24 protein-coding genes and 1 pseudogene are annotated in these 20,345 nt (G+C 34.9%); 17 read left to right on the top strand and 8 right to left on the bottom strand.

Features of this window, described 5'->3' with window-relative positions:
• The first annotated feature begins 37 nt into the window (after window positions 1–37).
• The 12 genes and pseudogenes from ILS93_RS13805 (at window position 38) to ILS93_RS13750 (ending at window position 9,905) form a co-directional block, all read left to right on the top strand.
• Window positions 38–232: a hypothetical protein gene (locus ILS93_RS13805; RefSeq protein WP_000344283.1), complete on the top strand. Its 195-nt coding sequence runs from the start codon at window positions 38–40 to the stop codon at window positions 230–232.
• A 26-nt stretch (window positions 233–258) separates the two neighbouring features.
• The gene (locus ILS93_RS13800; protein WP_064476715.1) at window positions 259–576 is read left to right on the top strand and encodes a hypothetical protein; all 318 of its coding nucleotides are present in this window, start codon (window positions 259–261) and stop codon (window positions 574–576) included.
• A 476-nt stretch (window positions 577–1,052) separates the two neighbouring features.
• Complete coding sequence (gene nrdI, locus ILS93_RS13795; protein ID WP_000634376.1) at window positions 1,053–1,412, top strand: class Ib ribonucleoside-diphosphate reductase assembly flavoprotein NrdI; 360 nt, start codon at window positions 1,053–1,055, stop codon at window positions 1,410–1,412.
• Window positions 1,399–2,526: pseudogene (locus ILS93_RS13790) on the top strand (ribonucleotide reductase N-terminal alpha domain-containing protein); the annotation flags it as partial. The gene nrdI and the pseudogene ILS93_RS13790, both read left to right, overlap by 14 nt.
• Before the next feature lie 382 nt (window positions 2,527–2,908).
• Window positions 2,909–3,859 (top strand): ribonucleotide reductase large subunit, encoded by a 951-nt coding sequence (locus tag ILS93_RS13785; RefSeq protein ID WP_306461252.1) that lies wholly within the window; start codon window positions 2,909–2,911, stop codon window positions 3,857–3,859.
• Window positions 3,860–3,952: 93 nt separating this feature from the next.
• On the top strand, window positions 3,953–4,921 hold the full coding sequence (gene nrdF, locus ILS93_RS13780; protein ID WP_048561423.1) for a class 1b ribonucleoside-diphosphate reductase subunit beta: 969 nt from the start codon (window positions 3,953–3,955) through the stop codon (window positions 4,919–4,921).
• Between the two features lie 216 nt (window positions 4,922–5,137).
• Window positions 5,138–5,518 carry a GntR family transcriptional regulator gene (locus ILS93_RS13775; protein WP_000687513.1) on the top strand — a complete coding sequence of 127 codons (381 nt, stop codon included), beginning with the start codon at window positions 5,138–5,140 and terminating at the stop codon, window positions 5,516–5,518.
• Window positions 5,515–6,213 carry an ABC transporter ATP-binding protein gene (locus ILS93_RS13770; protein WP_064476714.1) on the top strand — a complete coding sequence of 233 codons (699 nt, stop codon included), beginning with the start codon at window positions 5,515–5,517 and terminating at the stop codon, window positions 6,211–6,213. The genes ILS93_RS13775 and ILS93_RS13770 overlap by 4 nt, the downstream gene beginning before the upstream one ends.
• A complete protein-coding gene (locus ILS93_RS13765) occupies window positions 6,210–7,004 on the top strand; it encodes an ABC transporter permease (protein WP_222660687.1) in 795 nt (264 codons plus the stop codon). The genes ILS93_RS13770 and ILS93_RS13765 overlap by 4 nt, the downstream gene beginning before the upstream one ends.
• A gap of 14 nt (window positions 7,005–7,018) precedes the next feature.
• Window positions 7,019–7,921, top strand: a complete 903-nt coding sequence (locus ILS93_RS13760) for an ABC transporter ATP-binding protein (RefSeq protein WP_000528799.1) — start codon at window positions 7,019–7,021, stop codon at window positions 7,919–7,921.
• The gene (locus ILS93_RS13755; RefSeq protein WP_088048367.1) at window positions 7,921–8,697 is read left to right on the top strand and encodes an ABC transporter permease; all 777 of its coding nucleotides are present in this window, start codon (window positions 7,921–7,923) and stop codon (window positions 8,695–8,697) included. The genes ILS93_RS13760 and ILS93_RS13755 overlap by 1 nt, the downstream gene beginning before the upstream one ends.
• Before the next feature lie 194 nt (window positions 8,698–8,891).
• Complete coding sequence (locus tag ILS93_RS13750; RefSeq protein ID WP_222655029.1) at window positions 8,892–9,905, top strand: CPBP family intramembrane glutamic endopeptidase; 1,014 nt, start codon at window positions 8,892–8,894, stop codon at window positions 9,903–9,905.
• 29 nt (window positions 9,906–9,934) lie between these two features.
• On the opposite strand, the gene ILS93_RS13745 is transcribed toward ILS93_RS13750, so the two are convergent.
• Together ILS93_RS13745 and ILS93_RS13740 are read right to left on the bottom strand one after the other, a co-directional pair.
• On the bottom strand, window positions 9,935–10,117 hold the full coding sequence (locus tag ILS93_RS13745) for a DUF3913 family protein (RefSeq protein ID WP_000707104.1): 183 nt from the start codon (window positions 10,115–10,117) through the stop codon (window positions 9,935–9,937).
• Window positions 10,118–10,217: 100 nt separating this feature from the next.
• Window positions 10,218–10,670, bottom strand: a complete 453-nt coding sequence (locus ILS93_RS13740; protein WP_001175492.1) for an Lrp/AsnC family transcriptional regulator — start codon at window positions 10,668–10,670, stop codon at window positions 10,218–10,220.
• Between the two features lie 123 nt (window positions 10,671–10,793).
• On the opposite strand from ILS93_RS13740, the gene ILS93_RS13735 reads away from it, so the two are divergent.
• The 3 genes from ILS93_RS13735 to ILS93_RS13725 all read left to right on the top strand — a co-directional run bounded on the left by ILS93_RS13735 (window position 10,794) and on the right by ILS93_RS13725 (window position 12,256).
• Window positions 10,794–11,207 (top strand): carboxymuconolactone decarboxylase family protein, encoded by a 414-nt coding sequence (locus ILS93_RS13735; protein ID WP_222660685.1) that lies wholly within the window; start codon window positions 10,794–10,796, stop codon window positions 11,205–11,207.
• 10 nt (window positions 11,208–11,217) lie between these two features.
• Window positions 11,218–11,772 carry a cysteine hydrolase family protein gene (locus tag ILS93_RS13730; protein ID WP_064476710.1) on the top strand — a complete coding sequence of 185 codons (555 nt, stop codon included), beginning with the start codon at window positions 11,218–11,220 and terminating at the stop codon, window positions 11,770–11,772.
• An 85-nt stretch (window positions 11,773–11,857) separates the two neighbouring features.
• Window positions 11,858–12,256 (top strand): SseB family protein, encoded by a 399-nt coding sequence (locus tag ILS93_RS13725; RefSeq protein WP_000435201.1) that lies wholly within the window; start codon window positions 11,858–11,860, stop codon window positions 12,254–12,256.
• A gap of 27 nt (window positions 12,257–12,283) precedes the next feature.
• On the opposite strand, the gene ILS93_RS13720 is transcribed toward ILS93_RS13725, so the two are convergent.
• Window positions 12,284–13,204: a S66 peptidase family protein gene (locus ILS93_RS13720; RefSeq protein ID WP_064476709.1), complete on the bottom strand. Its 921-nt coding sequence runs from the start codon at window positions 13,202–13,204 to the stop codon at window positions 12,284–12,286.
• A gap of 115 nt (window positions 13,205–13,319) precedes the next feature.
• Between ILS93_RS13720 and ILS93_RS13715 the strand changes: the two genes are divergently transcribed.
• Window positions 13,320–14,414, top strand: a complete 1,095-nt coding sequence (locus tag ILS93_RS13715) for an NAD(P)H-dependent flavin oxidoreductase (protein WP_070168569.1) — start codon at window positions 13,320–13,322, stop codon at window positions 14,412–14,414.
• Window positions 14,415–14,431: 17 nt separating this feature from the next.
• On the opposite strand, the gene dltD is transcribed toward ILS93_RS13715, so the two are convergent.
• The 5 genes from dltD to ILS93_RS13690 form a co-directional block, all read right to left on the bottom strand.
• The gene (gene dltD, locus ILS93_RS13710) at window positions 14,432–15,607 is read right to left on the bottom strand and encodes a D-alanyl-lipoteichoic acid biosynthesis protein DltD (RefSeq protein ID WP_088048374.1); all 1,176 of its coding nucleotides are present in this window, start codon (window positions 15,605–15,607) and stop codon (window positions 14,432–14,434) included.
• Window positions 15,604–15,843, bottom strand: coding sequence for a D-alanine--poly(phosphoribitol) ligase subunit DltC (gene dltC / locus ILS93_RS13705; protein ID WP_000807310.1), 240 nt, complete (start codon window positions 15,841–15,843; stop codon window positions 15,604–15,606). The genes dltD and dltC overlap by 4 nt, the downstream gene beginning before the upstream one ends.
• A gap of 68 nt (window positions 15,844–15,911) precedes the next feature.
• The gene (dltB, locus tag ILS93_RS13700; protein ID WP_088048375.1) at window positions 15,912–17,078 is read right to left on the bottom strand and encodes a D-alanyl-lipoteichoic acid biosynthesis protein DltB; all 1,167 of its coding nucleotides are present in this window, start codon (window positions 17,076–17,078) and stop codon (window positions 15,912–15,914) included.
• Window positions 17,075–18,589, bottom strand: coding sequence for a D-alanine--poly(phosphoribitol) ligase subunit DltA (gene dltA / locus ILS93_RS13695; protein WP_000770515.1), 1,515 nt, complete (start codon window positions 18,587–18,589; stop codon window positions 17,075–17,077). Before dltA ends, dltB begins: the two co-directional genes overlap by 4 nt.
• 12 nt (window positions 18,590–18,601) lie before the next feature.
• Window positions 18,602–18,748, bottom strand: a complete 147-nt coding sequence (locus tag ILS93_RS13690; RefSeq protein ID WP_000440293.1) for a teichoic acid D-Ala incorporation-associated protein DltX — start codon at window positions 18,746–18,748, stop codon at window positions 18,602–18,604.
• 328 nt (window positions 18,749–19,076) lie between these two features.
• Here ILS93_RS13690 and ILS93_RS13685 point away from each other — a divergent pair, with 328 nt between their 5' ends.
• Window positions 19,077–20,246 (top strand): amidohydrolase, encoded by a 1,170-nt coding sequence (locus tag ILS93_RS13685; RefSeq protein WP_098103454.1) that lies wholly within the window; start codon window positions 19,077–19,079, stop codon window positions 20,244–20,246.
• Window positions 20,247–20,345 lie beyond the last annotated feature (99 nt).

The raw sequence follows: 20,345 nt of genomic DNA, 5'->3' as shown, positions 1-20,345 counted from the left end.
ATACGATAAAATAAAATATTGCATAGAGGTGAAATACATGGATGAACAATTAGCAAATACAATTTTGGATCAGCTGAAAAATGGTGAAATAAAGGAGTATGTTGCAACGAAAGATGTATTTTATACGTTTAGGAAAGTTGTAGTAGGGCGTGAAGATTTTAAACATATTATTGGAAACGCGCAGCGCGGCGGACAAGTAATTTATACATATTCAGAAACGCCACGTTCGTAACTAGAAGAATATAGGGGAGGAGAATTATGGGCGATTTTAAACAAGGCATATTACCGCATTGGGATTATATGTGGAAAGATAGAGCCGGCAATAGGTTTATGGGGATGGTCATGTACCCAGAGAAACGAAAGTGTTCGGCAAAAATGCTTCAGAAAATAAAAAGAGCATATGAAGAGGCTGTAGAAATTAAAGTAACTGTACAAGTTCAACATACATTTCAGTACGTAGAAGGAATGATTGTGTACTTTGATGAAGAAGCTCCTGTATGTACAATCATTGATAAAGATGAAAATCCACATCATATATTTGTAAAAGATATTTTGCGTATTGAGCACTCTGAATAATCTTTTCATAAATAAATTGAATTTCCATAATAATAATCTTTTTCTATAATAGTTATCTTTTAGTATGTAACGCGAACCGAAAGTATATGTATAATATTTAATAAAGTAAAATTGATAAATGTAATCGTTTTTTAGAACAGATTATCGTTTCATGTCTGTTCTTTTTTTCGTGATGCTGGAGAAATATATTCCTCCAGCATTTGCCGTTTTATGACAAAATATATTGGTAACTTTTTTTAAAATAAGGTTAAATTCGTTGACAACTTTTTTGAAAAGCACTTTATTGACATGAGTTTTAGAATGTTGTTTCATAGTCATTGTATTGAAAAAAATCGACTGTCTTGTCGAAAAGTAAAATTTAAAAAAAGAAAGAATTTATACATATATCTTGTGTCTTATTTTGAAACGTAATACAATATATAGAGAAATCAAGAAACAACATACAGAGAGTATAGATTGGAGAGGGAGGGTCGGAAATGATAGTTGCATATGATTCTATGACAGGAAACGTGAAGCGTTTCATTCACAAATTAAATATGCCGGCCGTTCAAATTGGTGAAGATCTAGTAATAGATGAAGACTTTGTTTTAATTACGTATACAACAGGTTTTGGCAATGTACCAGAACGTGTTTTAGAATTTTTAGAGCGCAATAATGAAAAATTAAAAGGCGTATCTGCAAGCGGCAATCGTAACTGGGGAGACATGTTCGGTGCAAGTGCTGACAAAATTTCTGCTAAATATGAAGTGCCTATTGTATCAAAATTTGAGTTATCAGGAACAAATAACGATGTAGAATATTTTAAGGAAAGGGTGCGGGAGATTGCGACACATTGAACTGAATAATGAAATCACGCAAATGCAGGACGGTTTTTATCAGCTTCATAAAGATAAAGAGGCATTAGAAGTCTTTATGGAAGAAGCTAGAGAGAATACCGTTCATTTTAATAGCGTGGCAGAGCGAATGGAGTATATGAAAGAACATGATTACTATTACAACGTTCTGGACGAGTATAGCTTGGAGGAAGTAGAAGAGGTATATAACATCGCTTATGGTGAAAACTTCGAGTTCCAATCTTATATGGCAGCATCTAAGTTCTACAAAGATTATGCGTTAAAAACAAATGATCAAAAACAATACTTAGAAAGCTATGAAGATCGTGTAGCAATTGTTTCATTATACTTAGGACGCGGTGATGTTGCGAAGGCAAAACACTTCGCAAGCATGATTGTAAAACAAAACTACCAACCAGCGACACCAACCTTTTTAAATGCGGGCCGAAGCAGAAGAGGAGAAATGGTGTCTTGTTTCTTGTTAGAGATGGACGATAGCTTAAATTCAATCGGCTTTAACATTAATACTGCAATGCAATTATCAAAAATCGGCGGTGGAGTAGCTTTAAACTTGTCTAAGCTACGTGCACGCGGTGAGCAAATTAAAGGTATCGATAACGCTGCAAGTGGTGTAGTACCTGTTATGAAATTACTTGAAGATTCGTTTTCATATGCGAATCAACTTGGGCAACGAAAAGGTGCCGGCGCAGTATACTTAAACATTTTCCATTGGGATATTATTGAATTCCTTGATACAAAAAAAATAAATGCCGATGAGAAGAGCCGTATTCAGTCTCTATCAATCGGAATTATCGTTCCAAGTAAGTTCTTTGAGCTTGCTGAGAAAAACGAACCTTTCCATGTTTTCGCGCCTTATACGGTGTATAAAGAATACGGAAAGCATTTAGATGATATAGACATTGATGAAATGTACGATGAATTAATGAGCAATCCGAAAGTGAAGAAGAAGCCGCTAGATATTAGTGCACGTGATATGCTTATTAAAATTGCTATGATTCAGCTTGAGTCTGGTTACCCATACTTAATGTTTAAATCAAATGCAAATAACCAACATCCACTGAAGGATATTGGAACTGTGAAGATGTCGAACTTGTGTTAAATATGTAGCACCTTCTAGTAGAAATGCTAGTCGAAAACTCCGTTAAACGGGGAAAGCCTCAAATTTGAGGTAACCTACCGTGCTAAATCTTATCTTAGAATGAAAATATAAAAGTTCAGAATGTATCTTATTATTTTGTATAGCAGAGTTATGGGACAACATAAAGTAATAAGAGACTTTCTGAAAGATTAAGATAAGTAAAAGCCTAACGACTATCCCTTATGGGAGTAGAGCGCAAGCGATTGGCGTTCGAAAAGCGGAGCACCTAATCAGGTAATGCTGTAGGTGATGATATAGTCTGTCCTGTATGGTGACATACAGCAGTTGCATGAGCAACGGACTGAGGAGTAGCGGACTCGGTTGAACATTCGAGACAGAAATCTTCCAGCTTCAAGAAACTTCTGAAATAAATGATTACGGTACAGAGGATATTATCCGTCGTGATATTAACTGTAACTTAGGATCGTTAAATATCGTAAATGTAATGGAAAATAAAGAAATTCGTGAAGCCGTTCATGCGGGAATGGAAGCTTTAACAGCTGTTTCTGATATGACGATTATTCCGAATGCACCAACTGTGAAAAAAGCAAATGATGAGCTTCATTCAGTTGGACTTGGCGCAATGAACTTACACGGATATTTATCAAAAAACAAAATCGCATATGAAAGTGCAGAAGCGAAAGAGTTTGCTCGTACATTCTTTATGATGTTAAATTACTACTCTATTGAGAAAAGTATGGAAATCGCTAAAGAAAAAGGCGAAACATTTAAAGACTTCGATAAGTCTGATTATGCGAATGGCACATACTTTGAAAAATACGAAACGACAGATTACAGCCCAGTAACTGAAAAAGTTCAGCAACTATTTGAAGGAATTCATATTCCAACAAAAGAAGATTGGACAAGTTTAAAAGAGCAAGTGAAGAAGAATGGATTATATAATTCATACCGTCTTGCTATCGCTCCAACACAATCTATCAGTTACGTTCAAAATGCAACTTCAAGCGTAATGCCGATCGTAAGTCAAATCGAATCAAGAACATATGCGAATGCGACAACATATTATCCAATGCCGTATTTATCAAAAGATACGTTCTGGTACTATAAATCTTCTTACGATATGAATCAGTTTAAATTAATTGATTTAATCGCAGAAATCCAAGAACATATTGACCAAGGAATTAGTACAATTCTTTACGTTAATAGTGATATTTCAACACGTGAATTAGCACGTTACTACATCTATGCACATAAAAAAGGTTTAAAGAGTCTTTATTATACGAGAACACGTAAGTTAAGCGTGGAAGAGTGCGTAGCTTGTACCGTTTAATATAAAAATTGAGACATCATGAGCAGGGTTTTCTGAACCCTGCTCATGCTTAGTTATCAATTTTTCATGTTTATTTAGAGAAGGGGCGATTGAATGCGTGCGGTAAACTGGAACAAAAAAGAAGATGATTTTAGTTTAATGTTTTGGAAGCAAAACATCGCTCAGTTTTGGACAGAAGAAGAAATCGCGGTATCTTCTGACAAAAATACTTGGGCACAATTATCAAAAGAAGAGCAGGTTGCTTATAAGCGTGTATTAGGTGGTTTAACACTTTTAGATACGAAACAAGGTGGCGAAGGGATGCCTCTTGTACTTGTTCATCTTGAAAATTTACAAGCAAAAAGTGTATTAGCTTTCATGGGAGCTATGGAAGAAGTACATGCGAAGAGTTACAGTCATATTTTCACAACGTTAGCTACTGAAGAAGAAATTGATGATATTTTTGAATGGGTAGACAATCATCCATTACTTGAGAAAAAAGCTGGTATTGTTACTAGTTACTATCGTCGTTTATTAAAGCCTGAAGTAACGAAAAAAGAGTTATACATGGCAATGGTAGCAAGTGTATTCTTAGAAAGTTACTTATTCTATAGTGGATTCTTCTACCCACTTTACTTAGCAGGTCAAGGTAAATTGACGGCAAGTGGTGAGATTATTAACCTAATAATTCGTGATGAGTCAATTCACGGCGTATTCGTCGGTATTTTAGCACAACAACTCTTCGTAGAACTTTCTGCAGAAGATCAACAAGAAGTGCAAAAAGAAACACAAGAGTTATTAATGGAATTATATGAAATTGAAATGGCATACACAGAAGAAATTTACACTTCTATCGGTCTTGTAGAGGATGTAAATCGTTTCGTTCGTTACAATGCGAATAAAGGACTTATGAACTTAGGACTTGAGCCGAAGTTTGAAGAAGAAGAAATTAACCCAATCGTTTTAAATGGTTTACGTACAGATACGAAAAACCATGATTTCTTCTCTGTAAAAGGGAATGGTTACGTAAAAGCAACGAACGTTGAAAAGTTATCTGACGATGACTTCGTGTTTAATTTTTAATATACGATTATAAAGAAAAGCTGTCTTATTCATTGATAAGACAGCTTTTCTTTATGAATTTGTTTACATAACACTATTATTTTCGTATAACGAGTTCTGTTTAAAAAGTTCTATCCAGCAAAGGGATAGAACTTTTTTGTAATTAAATGGGTATTTACAAATTATTTGTATCAGTGTATTATTTAACTAGTACACTGATACAAAAGGAGGGAAGAAATGAAAATAGAGTTTTCTCCAAATACACCAATTTACATTCAGGTAATGGAATACATAAAAAAAGAAATCGTAACAGGACATTTATTGCCTGGTGATAAAATTCCCTCTGTACGTGAATTAGCGAGTGAATTACAAGTAAATCCAAATACGATTCAGCGTACATTTCAAGAGCTAGAACGGGATGGGGTTGTTGTAACGCGTAGAGGAATGGGACGATATGTAACGAATGAAGGGGAGAAAATTATGGAGCTGCGAAAAGAGATGGCGAAAGAATTACTTCATTCTTTTATAGATGGAATGGACAATTTAGGTTTTTCAGAAGAAGAAATTCTTACAATCCTTCGTTCTTCATTACATGAGAAGAGGGAGGAGAGCGAATGACAGAGTTATTAAAAATAGAAAACTTATGGAAGAGATACGGATTAAAAGCAGTGATCCGTGAATTAAACATAGAGATTACGGAAGGGAAAATTATAGGACTCGTTGGAGATAACGGGAGTGGGAAAACGACGTTATTGAAAATGATTGCCGGTCTGCAGCATCCTTCCGAAGGCAGTATTACAATCGCTGGTAAAAAGGTAGGATTAGAAACGAAAGAAATTGTTTCTTTTATGTCGGATAAACCAGTATTTGATGATTGGATGACGGTAAAAGATTCTTTATTCTTCTATCGAGATTTTTATAAAGACTTCGACATTCAAAAAGCAGTAGATACAATTGCGGAATTTAAAATACCGTTAGAAGAAAGAATTACAGCTTTATCAAAAGGTATGGTTGAAAAGCTACAAATTATTTTAACATTTTCGAGGAAAGCAAAGTTATACGTACTAGATGAACCGCTGGGCGGAATTGATCTTGTTTCTAGAGAACACGTATTAGAACTTATTTTACAGTTTTATCGTGAAGATTGTACCATTTTAATTGCAACACATTTAATTGGAGAAGTGGAAAATATTTTTGACGAAGTAATCTTTTTAAAAGATGGTGAGAGTGTACTACATGAAAATGTAGAGGAGTTACGCTTTCAGCGAGGAAAAGCTGTCACAGATGTGTTTAAGGAGGTGTTTAGTAGATGAAGGCCAGTTTAATATATATGTACAATGCGAATAAAAAACAAATTTTCATTTCGTTATTGTCATTCATATTTATTGTAGCTGTCGCTTTTGTAAGTATGGGAAATTATATTAAACAAGGATCAGGAGAAGTAAGGCAAATGATTACGATTGCCTTAGTATTCTTAGTTTATATAATTTTTGCGGTACTTGTATTGCTGCAGGCGATGTCTGCATTTGGCAAAATGACCGAAAGTACATTATTTCGATTAACACCGATATCTGGTAAAAAAATTGTTTTGGCAATATTGTCATATGCGGCAATTAGTTTAATGTGTTTTGAAGTGATAGGTACTATATTTGTCTATAGTATTTCGATGAAAGTAATAAAAGGTACAGAACTCTATGGAATGTTATTTACGGAAAGTACAATTGAGCTAGATATAGTAAAACAAGTATTTAGTAGTGTGTTATATGTATTTAATTTATCAAGTATATTGTTGGTTTTACTTTTCACAGTAGCTGGTGTTAAAGTATTTTCTTTGAAAAAGAAAAAAATGGAGTATGTAATTATTTTCTTCTTATTTTTATTAGTAACGAAAGCAATCAATATGATATATGAAATGCTAGGCCGACTTGCACCTACATCTACTTTTATTAGGAAGTTAGTTTATATAGATGAATCAGTGGATATAAATCTTATACTATATCCAGAAAGTCTTATGAATTTATATAGTATTGCTTTTTCAATCGGTATATTTGTTTTACTTGTTTATATAACAGGTCGCATAATTGATAAAAAACTAGAAGTCTAAAGGAGGAATCAGCATTGGGAAATGTAGTAGTAAAGTTAGAGAATGTTCGAAAAAAGATTGGTGGAACGGAAATTATCCGTGGTTTATCATTTGAAGTTCGTGAAGGGGAAGTGTACGGGTTTCTTGGACCGAACGGTAGTGGTAAAACGACGACAATTCGTATGATGACAGGTCTTATATCAATGACAGAGGGCGATATTACAATTTGCGGTCATAGTATTCGCACGGAGCGTGAAAAGGCGCTAGAGCAAATTGGGGCGATCGTAGAAAATCCTGAACTATATGATTATATGACTGGAATGCAAAACTTAAAGCATTTTGCGAACATGGCAATTACACCAATTAGTAAAGAGCGCATTGCTGAGATTGTAAAGCTTGTTGAATTAGAGCACGCGATTCATAAAAAGGTGAAAACATATTCACTTGGTATGAAACAACGTTTAGGAATTGCACAGGCATTACTTCATCAGCCGAAAATCTTAATTTTAGATGAGCCGACAAATGGATTAGATCCAGCTGGTATTCGCCAAATTCGTGATTATTTACAACGTTTAGCGAAAGAAGAGAATATTGCTGTAATCGTATCAAGTCACTTATTAAGTGAAATTGAACTCATGTGTGATCGCGTCGTTATTATTAAGCAAGGTGAGTTTGTGCAAGAGTACAACTTACACGAACAAGCGAAACATGATGAGACAGTAGTTGTAGCGTTTGAAGTAGATCAAGTACAGAAAGCAAATGAAATCATTAAAGGTAAGACGCAAGGAAATGTAATTGCAGTATCTGTAATGAAAGAAGAAATCCCACAACTTGTAAAAAAACTTGTGAATGACGATGTTCTTGTATACGGAGTTACTGTTCAAAATAAAACGTTAGAGGATGAGTTCTTAGCGATTACAGGGGGAGTGAAAGCGTAATGTTTAAATTAATTCAAAATGAATTTTTAAAGTTACATGCGAAAAAAGGTATGTATATTTTAATTGGTGTCATTGCAGTATTGGAGAGTTTGGGAGTTTTAGCGATGCTGAAATGGGGAGACGGAAGTGAATTTAAAGGATCATATTTAGATTTTGCAAGTTCAGAGATTGGTTTAATTACTTTGTTTGCAACAATTTTTGGGATTACGATTGCTTCTCGTATGATTACTGATGAGTTCCAAAAAGGTACAATTAAGCAGTTATTAATCCGTCCAAGAAAACGAATTACAGTTTTATTCTCTAAATATATTACAGTGTTACTTACTATAGTATTTATCATATTTGCTAGCACGTTAATTGCAATGATTCTTGGTGGAATTGTAATGGATGGTAGTAAAACAGAATTAACGGTAGGAATCGTAATGAAATCTACTTTATATCAAGTACTTTCACCGTTCTTCTTTGCGACACTAGCATTTTTCTTAGCAAACGTATTTAGAAAGTCTGTATTACCATTAATTATTACGATGTTCCTCTTCTTTTTACAAGGAGCAATTAATATGGTACTGATGATGTTTGCAAAAGGTGTAGCGAAATTTGTAGTGTTTTTCCATTTAAATTTAAGTGTGTACGATAGTAATAAACTAGTAAGCGGCGGAATGGAACCAACATTTACAGAGTTTACATTTACAACTTCATTATTACTTGTAGCTGCATACTTTGTTGTATTACTTGTAGCATCAAGTGCATTATTCCAAAAACGTGACGTATTATAATAAAAGAAATCCCCGCTTGTAAAAACGGGGATTTTTATTACATAACTTTCTCATAGATTTCAATTGAAAGAAAAGAATGATTACTATATATGTTGTTCAAAAGTGTTTGAGACAAACAGGAAGAATTTCAACTATATTCATATTATAATTTAGTTATCACACCATTTATTTTACTATCTTTGGGGGTGTTCTATATGCACTATGCATTTTCACGTATAAGACTACGTAGCTTTTTTGGATGGATGATTATAGGGGTGTTCCTTACGATGATCCCATTAGGTCTATCAAATGTTTCTGAGAATACGATGGAGGTTATTTCACAAATAACATTATTTTTTGTATTTCCGTTATTTTGGTTATACGTAAAAACAAATAAAAATAATGTTGTATTTAAGAGTTTTTTTGATAAGCCAGGACGTTTACCGTGGGGATTAATTGTATTAGCAACGATAATGGGAATGATTTTTTCAGTTGGTATATCTCATATTCAATTTTACATATTAGCACATACGTTACCGAATTTCTTAGTTACTATGTTAGAAGACGGAAATGTTATTAACACGAGTAACGTATATATGACGATATTTACTTTCATTTCAGCATGTGTATTAGCACCTATTATGGAAGAGGTTATTTTTAGGGGATTCTTTTTACAGCGAATGGCTTATAAATGGGGAATTAAAAAAGCTGTAATCATATCTTCACTTATTTTTGGTTTAGGACATTTTGATGTTATTGGTGCATTTATGTTTGGTATTGTAATGTGTCTTTTATACATAAAGACGAAAAATATATGGACGAATATCGCTGTACATGCTCTAAATAATTTAATTGCAACAAGTATGCAATTTATAGGTGGAGAAGAGAGTAGCGCAATCTCAATTACTGAATTACAAGCACAAAGTAATTTATGGATCGGTATTGGTCTGACAGTTGTTGGGTTACTTTGGTTAATTCCTTACATTTGGAAACAATGGTGTACTGTAAAAGAAGTGGGTGTGCCACCAGTGCGCTTTATAAATGAGGAAAAAGTAGTGAGTGCATCACAAGAAAATGAAGTGTATAGTCAAGTAATTGTAACAGATAGACTGATGGCTGTAGAGCTACCAGATGAGGCTGTAAATAAGCTTCGATTAGAAGAAAATGATTATGTAACAGTATCTGTAGAAGAAGATAAAATCGTTATAAAGAAAGCGCATGATAGATAACTAAAAAGTAGCTCCTAAAGAGCTACTTTTTAATTTGTAATAATTTCTACACGAAAATTATTACCGTTCTTTACATATTTAATATCTGTAACGATACGGACTGTTTTTAAAATCTCCACTTTTTCACCAATTCGAGGGATAGTGGGAACATTATCCCAAATGCCAAGCAAGTCGTCTAATTGTGCCGTTTTTTCATAAAACCAGATTTTCAATGTAAAGCCCCTTTCTCGAACTTTATGTATTTTAATACATAATATATTATTTTTATTCTTAATGTAAGGGGTTTTTTTGTATTTTATGAATAAAAATAAATTAATCTTCTGGGAAGATATGTTCAATATCAGGAGTAAGAGATACTTCTGATAATACGATATGAGAAACTGTCGTTGCATATGAAGAAACATCATTTATAAAATCTTCAAGTTCAACGAGTGAAGGAACAGAAATTTTTACAATGTAGCATAAGCTTCCTGTTACTCGGTAACAAAAACTTGCAGATGGATAAGACTGAATAAACTGTTGCATACGTGTTGTATCACCATTTTTTAAAGTGATTTCTAAAATACAATCTAAAACAAGTCCTGCTTTTTTATAATCGATATCGATTGTGTACTTTTGAATCACGCCTTCACTTTCAAGTTTGCGAACACGTTCTGCAGTAGACGGAGCAGATAAGTTTACTCGTTTCGCCAATTCACGCATGGAAAGGCGACTATCATTATATAATTCATTTAAAATCTTTCGATCGACACGGTCTAGTTGCATTTGTAAATATACCTCCAGTAAAATAATAATTTTTGTAAAGTGAAAATATAAATTAAGATTCATATGAAATGTAAAGTGAACTTTATTTATTTTACAATAAAACGGAAGGAAATAGGAGGGGAAATGATGGAGAGAATTTCATTATCAAATGTAGGAGTTACAAAGTTTCAAAATTTATTAGGCCATAATCTGGATATATTACATTCGTGGAGTACGTTAGAGGATACACTGTACAATAAAGGAACACTTTCAGCAGAGTTGAAGGAGCAAGTGAGAAGAACATTAGCGTATGGGAATGAATGTCCGTACTGCATGGCAAAGGGAAGACCTGATGATGTGCAAAAGGCAGAGGAGATTAGTATAGCCGTTACTTTTGCGCATACATTTGTTCATGATCGAAAGGCGATAGATGATAATATGTTTCATGTATTAAAACAATATTGGACGGAAAAAGAAATTGTAGAACTTTGCGCTTATATTTGTTTTATTACTGCGTCGCAGCAACTTGGTTTTGTATTTCAACTACAACCAAATTAAGGAGAAAATGATGACTAATCAAATAGCACTTATCATAATTGATGTACAAAAGGCGTTTCAATTACCATACTGGGGTGAGAGAAATAATCTTTTTGCTGAAGAAAATATGAAAAATTTATTAGAAGAATGGAGAAGAAGGAAGCGACCAGTTTTTCATATTCAACATGTAAATAAAGAAGATGTTCAGTCGATGTTTTATCAACAAGCAGAAACAGTAAACTTTAAAGAAGAAGTGAAACCACTGCCAGATGAAATAATTATTCGGAAATCCGTTAATAGCGCGTTCATTGGGACAAATTTAGAAGAACAATTAAGAGAGCAAAAATGTAATACGGTAGTGATTGTAGGATTAACGACAAATCATTGTGTGGAGACTACAACACGAATGGCAGGTAATTTAGGATTTACAACGTATTTAGTGAGCGATGCGACGGCTACATTCAATCGTAAAGGTCTGGACGGGGCAGAGTATAGTGCAGAGGACATTCACAATATGACACTTGTAAACTTACATGATGAATTTGCTACGATTGTAACGAAAAAAGAAGTATTAAAATTATTTTAAGAAAATAATTGCGAATTATGTAGAAAAAAATAAGAATATTTCGTATAATCTAAGTACAATCATTTTGAAATAGGGGTGGCATCATATGGAGCAAATTCCGGTAAAGAGAATAGAAGAAGTACTTGTTGTAGCAGGGGACGATAAACAGAAGCAAAAGGAATTTTATGAATTGCTCTTATCTACTGAGTTTTATGTTGCTGGTTCACTAGAAGCAGAGGACGGGGCAACAGAAGGAATACTTCGCTTGCGTCATTTCCAAGGAGAGGGTAGATGGATCGTTCCGTTCTTTACACAAATGGAATTTGTAAAAGACGTGTTGCCAGAAGGAACGCCCCTTATTACGATACGTGGAAAAGAATTATTTGGTAGCATTGAGAAAGATGCTACAGCAGTATTAAATGTTGGCACTGATATAAGTAAAACATTTATTCCAGAAGAAGTTGCAGATATCGCATCTGGACGAATTTTTAATTATTATAAATAAAAGGAAAAGCGGAATCGCTTTTCCTTTTTAATTTGAATACGGATTGGCTACGCCAGAAGAAATAGAGAGTGTTTTATTATTTGTATTTATTGTCGCTGTAGCTCCAAGAGGAATCCCGATGTTTGGGTTTATATGTCCAATCGGTAAACCGAATAGGACAGGTATATGATATGGTGCGAAATATTCATATAGTATTGTTTGCAATGATTGAGATGGTTTAGAAGGAGTGCAGTCGTGACAACTTGTAAAAATAACACCGCTACATTCATTAAACTTGCCAGATAAAAGTAGCTGATTTAACATGCGGTCAATGCGATACGGTTCTTCCCCAATGTCTTCAAGCAACAAAAGTTTATTAGCCGTATTTATCTCATAGGGTGAGCCAATTATACTCGTTAATACAGTTAAATTCCCTCCCGCCAATGTGCCTGTAACTGTACATGGAGAGGTAGGTACGATACATTCTGAAGCAGATAAGATGTTTGAATACGGATGGAATAGTTGATTGAAAGAAGATAAAGAAAGAGAATCTACACCTTTACCTAATTCTTCAACCATTGGACCATGAAAAGTAACAAGCTTTGCATAACGTGAAAAGGCAGTATGTAAAGCTGTAATATCGCTATATCCCCAAAAGATTTTTGGATTCTGCTGAATGATTTCATATTGAATGTGAGGGAGGAGACGGGCACTTCCATAACCACCTCGTGCACAGAAAATGGCCTTTACTTCATTATTTGTAAATGCTCCATGTATATCATCGAGCCGAACTTGATCACTTCCAGCTAAATATCCATATTTCTCATAAACACTCTTCCCGATTACTACAGATAAATCCATTTCTTGTAATAGGGTTACCCCTTTTAATACATTTTCAATTGTTGGTGGGCCGGACGGTGCAATAATCATTACTGTATCACCTTGTTGTAACGCATTTGGATATATCATTGTTTTCAGCCTCCTTCCCTTTCAATATATTCGCTTCCTATGAAGTTCAACCCTTGTAAAAGAAGGGGAAAGTTTGTCAAATAAAGAAGATATAAGGGGAATAGGAGGAGAAATGATGTTTACAAGTCGCGTAATAGATTTATTACAAATTAAGTATCCCATCATTCAAGCAGGTATGGCAGGTGCGATTACGACGCCTGAGCTTGTTGCAGCTGTAAGTAATAGCGGAGGACTAGGAACGCTTGGAGCAGGCTATATGAGCCCTGAGCAAATTCGTGAAGCAATTTATAAAATAAGGGAACGAACTGATAAGCCTTTCGGTGTTAATTTACTGTTAACGAAAGAGATACAGATAGAAGAAGAGAAAGTAAACTTGGCAAAGGTATTACTTAGCGGGATGAATAGAGAATTCGGTATAGGGGAAGAAGAGGCGATAAAGCTCCCCAAAAGCTATAAAGAACAATTACAAGTGTTAATAGAAGAAAACGTACCAGTCGTTAGCTTTGCATTTCAAACGTTAGAAAAAGAAGAAATAGGTGACTTAAAAAGAAGAGGAATAAAAGTTATCGGAACAGCTACTCATGTGACAGAGGCGAGGGTGCTTGCTGAATTAGGAGTAGACATTATTGTCGGTCAAGGTAGTGAGGCAGGAGGGCATAGAGGAACGTTTATTGGGAAAGAACAGGACGCTATGATTGGTACGTTTGCATTAATTCCACAGTTAGTAGCAGCAGTCCCGCATATCCCGATTGTTGCAGCAGGTGGTGTAATGAACGGACAAGGGCTTGTTGCAGCATTTACACTGGGGGCAGAAGCTGTTCAAATGGGATCAGCCTTTTTAACGAGTGAAGAAAGTATTACGCATGATGTGTATAAAGAAGCAGTGTTACATAGTACAGATACGAGTACAACTGTGACCCGTGCGTTTTCCGGGAAATATGCGCGGGGTATTCGTAATGAATTTATAGAGAGACATGAAGGGAAAGAAGAAGGGCTTCCGATGTATCCAGTGCAAAATGTATTAACCTCTAAAATACGCCAAGAAGCAGCAAAACAAAATAAAGGAGAATACATGTCGCTTTGGGCAGGGCAAGCGTCATCATTAGCACGAATAGAATCAGCTCAGCATGTAGTGGAGCGAGTTATGAAAGAAGCAGAGAACGTAATCGAACAATTACAAAATATATATAGAAAAAGACCACTTGAATAATTCAAGTGGTCTTTTCATTAGTTTGCTTTATAAAATTGTTGGATGGCCTCATCGATATAAACCCAGCCTTTCCAACCTAAATGCATATGATCTTTTAAGAAGTATTTATCATACTCATGATTTGAGAAGTCGGCAATTGGATAGCCAGCTTTCTCAATTTGCTCATGAACTTTCTTGTAGTACAATTCGCGACGTTCTTTCGGGAAGCCAGCGTAATCGTACCAAGGACCTTTTACAGGAACAGAAATGAAGAGTGGTTTTGCACCAGATTGTTTTAATAAATCAAGTACAATTTGTAAATCTTCATATTCTGGCGATTGATCATAAGCATCATTTTTTAAGTAGCCTTCACGTTGCTTTAATTTCTTCTTAATTTTGCTATTGAAGTAATCATCTTCGATACCATATTCGTTAGATCCTGATTCTACTGCACCCGTTTGGTCTGCATGTTTACGAGCCTCGTCCCAATTCATTTGTTTTAATGAAGGGTCAAGTTTTTCTTTATGCGGTTTAATATTAAACATTGCTGTAAATAAATCTTTACGATCTAAAATGTTACGATAAATATAAGCGAAAGGTTTAGCAGCAAGTGCTTTTACTTTATGCTTTGTATCATCATAAACGATACCTTCAAGCGAAATTTTTAGTAAAGTTTCTTTCTTGACGATCTCAAAGTTTAATAAACGTTTTGCAATTTGCTTTTTCATTTCAGGCTTTAAGTCATCATTGAAAAGCAAGTGATAGCCTTGTTGTTTTGAAAAGTTAGGTGCAAAGTGTGTTTCATCAATACCTTGTGGTACAAACCATTGAGGAGAAAGAACGAATACCATTTTCTTATCCTTCAATTGATCCATAGTAGATGCAAAGTTTAACACATGTACAAGGTCTTGTGTTCCTCCGCGTCCAAGTAGGAATGGTGTGAACCCTTCAGGCTTTACTTTGAAATAATTTGATGGATGGAAAGCATCCATACGTGCGAATTCCGATGAACCGTACATCGGAAGGTATTTCGGGTCTGCTAACATCTTTTGCTGTAATATCATACTTTGAATCTTTTCTTCTTTTAAAGAAGTGGCAGCTTGTTCTACTTTTTCATCACTTAAAAGTGGAAGTAGGAAGCGCGTTGGAATAAGTAAGAATACAGCAAAAAGGGCCAATGCTAAAAGCATCGGACCAAATTTTGCTTTGTTCATCGGATTTCTTCCAACTTCTTAATAACCATGTTTGGTGTAGCCCACTCGTCACGGTCAAAATCAGAAATAGAAACTTCAATATCTAAACGCTCTTGGAATTCAACTAATAAAGATACTACAGCGAAAGAATCAAGAATACCTTCTTCAAATAATTGAACATCTAAGTTTTCTTTCACAATATCGTTTTCACATACTTCTTCTAAAATATCTAATACTTGCTCTTTGAATTCTGCCATTTTTAAAATCTCCTTTATATCCGAAATATATTATATGTGCAACTTCTTACTAGTATAAGAAGGGTGCATTAAAAGTATCTGTTAAGGTGTCCAGAGAAAATTAGGAAACCGAAACATACAACGTGGAACGTAATTACAATCGCAAGGACATGTGTAAATTTATTGTTTGGCCAAAACTTATGCTTCTTGTTTTTTCGTTCGAAAATATCGAATAAAATAAACAGTGCGGCATGATAAAGACCATAAATAATGTATTGATACACATGCTCACCAGTAATATGCCAAATTCCCATGATGAAAAAGTTCAAAAATGCACCGATATAAGAAATTGTGTAACGGTTTTTAATTAACTTTTTCTTCGTTGCAAAAAAGACGAAACGCATGTAAATAAAATCACGGAACCAGAATGATAAACTCATGTGCCAGCGGTTCCAGAAGTCTTTAATGTTACGACTAATGAACGGTTTATTAAAGTTTTCTGGTGTTTTAATACCCATCATATAACTTACACCAATTACAAATGAGCTATAACCAGCAAAGTCAAAGAATAAATATAAGCTATAGCTATACATGTAAATCATATTGGATAGGATTGTATCTTGCTGAGCAAATGCCGGATCCATAAAATATTGCTTTATTAAGTAAGCGATAATAAATTTATACAAGAAACCTTGGAAAATACGGTTTAATCCTGTATATAGTAAATTTTGATATTCTTCAGCGCTAGGTGGTTTTTGAATATCTTTTTGGAATCTGCGGTAACGATCGATAGGTCCCGTTGAAATCGCAGGGAAGAATAAAACGAATTCCCAAAAATTAAAGAAGGAAAGTTCTTTAATTAAGCCATCACGAACTTCAAATACCATTTGCACTGCTCTAAATGTTACATAGGACATGCCTAGAAATACAATAAACTTTAGTTCAGGTGCAAATGGTGCGACTTTCGCCAAAATAAGTGGCAAAATCGATAAAATAACAGCTACACAAAACGTGAATGTACTATTCTTTTGTTTTCTTAAAATTAAATAGCCTTTAATCAGGGCATATTGCCAAATAATAAATGCGGCTAACATAATCGCTTGCTTCGGTTTATCCGAGAAGATAATAGCGAGCATGACTAATGTTAAAACGGCATTATATTTACGCAACATTTTACCTTTTAATCCAGCTATGATAGTAGGTATTAATAAAATGCCCACTATAGCGAAAAAATAAAATGATCCATATGCGGTCATGCTGTAACCTCACTCAATAATTTTTTGCGATCTACCTTTCCATTTGGTGTCATTGGAATAGAAGATTGATACATGAATTTACGTGGAATCATGTAGTTTGGTAATCGCTCATTGAGTTCTTTTTTAATTGCAGATGTTAATTTGAATTCTTTTTCAAATGAATGTTCGCCAGGAACAACAACCGCTAATAAATAATCGTATTTCTCACCTTTTTTAATTGGAACGATAACTGCTCCTTCTACGTAAGAACACGCACGAAGGTGATGCTCAATTTCTTCTAATTCCATTCGATAACCATGCAGCTTAATTTGGAAATCAAGACGACCATTATAGAATAGAAGACCATTTTCAACATAGCCAGCATCGCCTGTTTTATAGGCACGCTCACCGTCAATCATAGTAAATGCTTTTTCTGTTAATTCAGGGCTTCCTAAATATCCAACGCTTACGCTTGGACCGACAATTACGATTTCACCTTTTTCACCATCAGGTGCAATGGTGCCATCTTCTTTCATAATAAGAAGGCGGCAGTCTGATTTACAGTAGCCAACTGGAAGTGATTTGTATTGATCAAGCACTTCTTCTGTAACGTGAATACCTGTTACAGCGACAGTAGCTTCTGTTGGACCGTACGTATTCATAATTGTCGCTTTCGGGAAACGCTCAATTAATTTTCTAGCTACTTCATTTGGTAACACTTCACCGCAGAATAAGAATGTTTTCATGTTCGGTAGCATACTCTCAGAGAAAGATGCCTCCATTAAACACATCTCTGCGAAAGATGGTGTTGAAGTCCATACTTGTATATCCGATTGCTCTAAAGAAGCAAACAAGTCTTTTGGACGTGCAATCATATCTTTATCGATTGCCCAAAGTGTACCACCTGTTACTAAGGATGGGTAAATATCCATGACAGATAAATCGAATGAGAAAGGTGCTTGGTTTAAGAATACTTGCCCTGTTTGTAAGTTGAAATCTTCTACAGCCCATTTTGTAAAGCTTACAAGGCAGTTATAAGTAATCTGAACCCCTTTCGGATTACCTGTGCTTCCTGATGTGTAAATAATGTAGAAGTTCTCATCACCTTTTACCGCATGTTCAGGATTTGGAGTGTTCCCTTTATGAGTAAAGAAAATATCTTTTAAGTTGTCTTCACTTACAATGCGAACTGGTAAATCAGTTACTGTTACTTCAGTTCCTGATAAAAGTAGTTTCGCACCAGAATTTTCAGCGATACGTTGTACACGATCAGCTGGGATAGATAAATCTACAGGAATATAAGCATGTCCAGCTTTTACACATCCTAAAAAGTTAATAATCATTTCAGGTTGCATATGGCCATACACCATAATTGGTGAACGATCATCTGGATACGCAGAAGAAATCCAATGTGCTAACGCATCAGAATCTTCCTTTAATTGTTTGTACGTAATTTTCGCATCTCGCCAAACAAAAGCAGTTTGATCAGGCGTTTCAATAGCCCACTTTTCAATTTGTTCTAATAACTTCATAACGTTCCCACCCTAAAATTCGTTGTAAATAAATGTACTTGTGTTTGTATCATGGAATCCATACAACCAAAGCAATGCAAATAAAATTGCAAGGTAATAAACCGTCTTTGCAACCCATTGTGTGAGTGGTCGAGACCATATCTCTTTTAATCTTTCCATGTCTTTCCCTCTCTTAATGAAATGATAGCTCTTTGTAGGTATCATGTCCTACATTATTGTGAAAAAAACAAAATTCCACATTTTAGGTAAAAATAAGTCAAAAGGCTCTTTTCTGATATTAGCACTAAATACTAAAAAAGAAAATCCCTAACTTAGCAATTATATTACATTCAGTATGAATTTGTAATGGGTTTGACATGTAAATAGGAAGTGGATTGTGTGAATGTATAAAAGTGGTCTGGGAGAATGTATAGAAATGTAATATTTGTTTGAGTTTTTCATAGTTAATGTATGAATTGTTAAAGTTTCATAAGAGGAGGAATTTCTGATGAAGAGGATGTGGAAGGATCTTATTTTAGAAGAAAACATTATTAAATGGAGACAGCATTTTCATAAATATCCGGAATTATCATTTCATGAAAAAGAAACTTCACAATTTATATATGAAACATTATGCTCATTTTCTTCTTTAGAAGTAACGAGACCGACGAAGTATAGTGTACTAGCAATTAAAAGAGGGACGGGACAAGGGAAAGTAGTTGCGATTCGAGCTGATATAGATGCTTTACCAATTCAAGAGGAGACAAGGAAATCTTATACGTCTGTGAATAAAGGAATGATGCATGCATGTGGGCATGATGCTCACGCAGCTATTTTGTTAAGTACAGCAGAGGTGCTATCAAATATAAAGGAAGATTTCGTAGGTGAGATTCGTCTCTTCTTTCAGCACGCAGAAGAGGTGTATCCTGGCGGGGGACAAGAAATGGTTGAGGCAGGCGTGATGGATGGTGTTGATTATGTAATAGGTTTACATGTTATGTCTGGATTGGAGAGCGGGAAAATCGGAATTGCGTATGGACCGATGATGGCGGCACCAGACGTATTTACAGTTGAAATTCAAGGGAAAGGAGGGCATGCGGCGAGGCCAGAAGAAACGATAGATCCTATTGCTATCGGAGCGCAGATTATTACAAATTTACAACATATCGTATCAAGAAATACAAGTGCTTTCATGCAAAGAGTTGTTTCAGTTACGCAGTTTCATGGGGGAATGGCTGATAATATTATTCCTAATGCAGCAACTTTAATGGGAACTGTGCGTTCTTTTAATCAAGCGTTAAGAATAGAAGCAGAAGAGAAAATTGAGCAAATCGTGAAAGGAATCACAAAGGCACATGGAGGAAAGTATACATATACGTATCGATACGGATATGATCCGGTTATTAATGATGAATATATTACGAAAGTAGTAGAAGAAAGTGCACTACATTTGTTTGGGAATGAGCGTGTTGTGAAGCTTGAACCTTCTATGGGAGGAGAAGATTTTTCAGCATATTTAAGAAAGGCACCGGGTTGCTTCATTAAATTGGGGACGGGGAATGAAAAGGTAGATACTTGTTATCCGCATCATCATCCGAAATTTGATGTAGATGAATCAGCTTTAATTTATGGAGTGGAATTATTTTTAGAGACAGCGATAAGACTACTAAAATCATAGAAAAGTATAAAAAAAGGCAACTGCGCTCTATCGCAGTTGCTTTTATTTCTTTCCGTCAGAGAGGGCTGAGAAAGAACTATGCTCATTTATAGTATATGA

It is taken from the genome of Bacillus sp. 16GRE42 (genome assembly GCF_019837435.1).
Lineage (GTDB): Bacteria > Bacillota > Bacilli > Bacillales > Bacillaceae_G > Bacillus_A > Bacillus_A wiedmannii.
This window is presented reverse-complemented; position numbering and strand designations above follow the sequence as displayed.

Excerpts from the sequence above, each read along its gene's own strand:
- ILS93_RS13805 (WP_000344283.1), top strand. The coding sequence starts at position 38 with ATGGATGAACAATTAGCAAATACAATTTTGGATCAGCTGAAAAATGGT.
- ILS93_RS13800 (WP_064476715.1), top strand. The coding sequence starts at position 259 with ATGGGCGATTTTAAACAAGGCATATTACCGCATTGGGATTATATGTGG.
- nrdI (WP_000634376.1), top strand. The coding sequence starts at position 1,053 with ATGATAGTTGCATATGATTCTATGACAGGAAACGTGAAGCGTTTCATT.
- nrdF (WP_048561423.1), top strand. The coding sequence starts at position 3,953 with ATGCGTGCGGTAAACTGGAACAAAAAAGAAGATGATTTTAGTTTAATG.
- ILS93_RS13775 (WP_000687513.1), top strand. The coding sequence starts at position 5,138 with ATGAAAATAGAGTTTTCTCCAAATACACCAATTTACATTCAGGTAATG.
- ILS93_RS13770 (WP_064476714.1), top strand. The coding sequence starts at position 5,515 with ATGACAGAGTTATTAAAAATAGAAAACTTATGGAAGAGATACGGATTA.
- ILS93_RS13765 (WP_222660687.1), top strand. The coding sequence starts at position 6,210 with ATGAAGGCCAGTTTAATATATATGTACAATGCGAATAAAAAACAAATT.
- ILS93_RS13755 (WP_088048367.1), top strand. The coding sequence starts at position 7,921 with ATGTTTAAATTAATTCAAAATGAATTTTTAAAGTTACATGCGAAAAAA.
- ILS93_RS13750 (WP_222655029.1), top strand. The coding sequence starts at position 8,892 with ATGCACTATGCATTTTCACGTATAAGACTACGTAGCTTTTTTGGATGG.
- ILS93_RS13740 (WP_001175492.1), bottom strand. The coding sequence starts at position 10,670 with ATGCAACTAGACCGTGTCGATCGAAAGATTTTAAATGAATTATATAAT.
- ILS93_RS13735 (WP_222660685.1), top strand. The coding sequence starts at position 10,794 with ATGATGGAGAGAATTTCATTATCAAATGTAGGAGTTACAAAGTTTCAA.
- ILS93_RS13730 (WP_064476710.1), top strand. The coding sequence starts at position 11,218 with ATGACTAATCAAATAGCACTTATCATAATTGATGTACAAAAGGCGTTT.
- ILS93_RS13725 (WP_000435201.1), top strand. The coding sequence starts at position 11,858 with ATGGAGCAAATTCCGGTAAAGAGAATAGAAGAAGTACTTGTTGTAGCA.
- ILS93_RS13720 (WP_064476709.1), bottom strand. The coding sequence starts at position 13,204 with ATGATATATCCAAATGCGTTACAACAAGGTGATACAGTAATGATTATT.
- ILS93_RS13715 (WP_070168569.1), top strand. The coding sequence starts at position 13,320 with ATGTTTACAAGTCGCGTAATAGATTTATTACAAATTAAGTATCCCATC.
- dltD (WP_088048374.1), bottom strand. The coding sequence starts at position 15,607 with ATGAACAAAGCAAAATTTGGTCCGATGCTTTTAGCATTGGCCCTTTTT.
- dltC (WP_000807310.1), bottom strand. The coding sequence starts at position 15,843 with ATGGCAGAATTCAAAGAGCAAGTATTAGATATTTTAGAAGAAGTATGT.
- dltB (WP_088048375.1), bottom strand. The coding sequence starts at position 17,078 with ATGACCGCATATGGATCATTTTATTTTTTCGCTATAGTGGGCATTTTA.
- dltA (WP_000770515.1), bottom strand. The coding sequence starts at position 18,589 with ATGAAGTTATTAGAACAAATTGAAAAGTGGGCTATTGAAACGCCTGAT.
- ILS93_RS13690 (WP_000440293.1), bottom strand. The coding sequence starts at position 18,748 with ATGGAAAGATTAAAAGAGATATGGTCTCGACCACTCACACAATGGGTT.
- ILS93_RS13685 (WP_098103454.1), top strand. The coding sequence starts at position 19,077 with ATGAAGAGGATGTGGAAGGATCTTATTTTAGAAGAAAACATTATTAAA.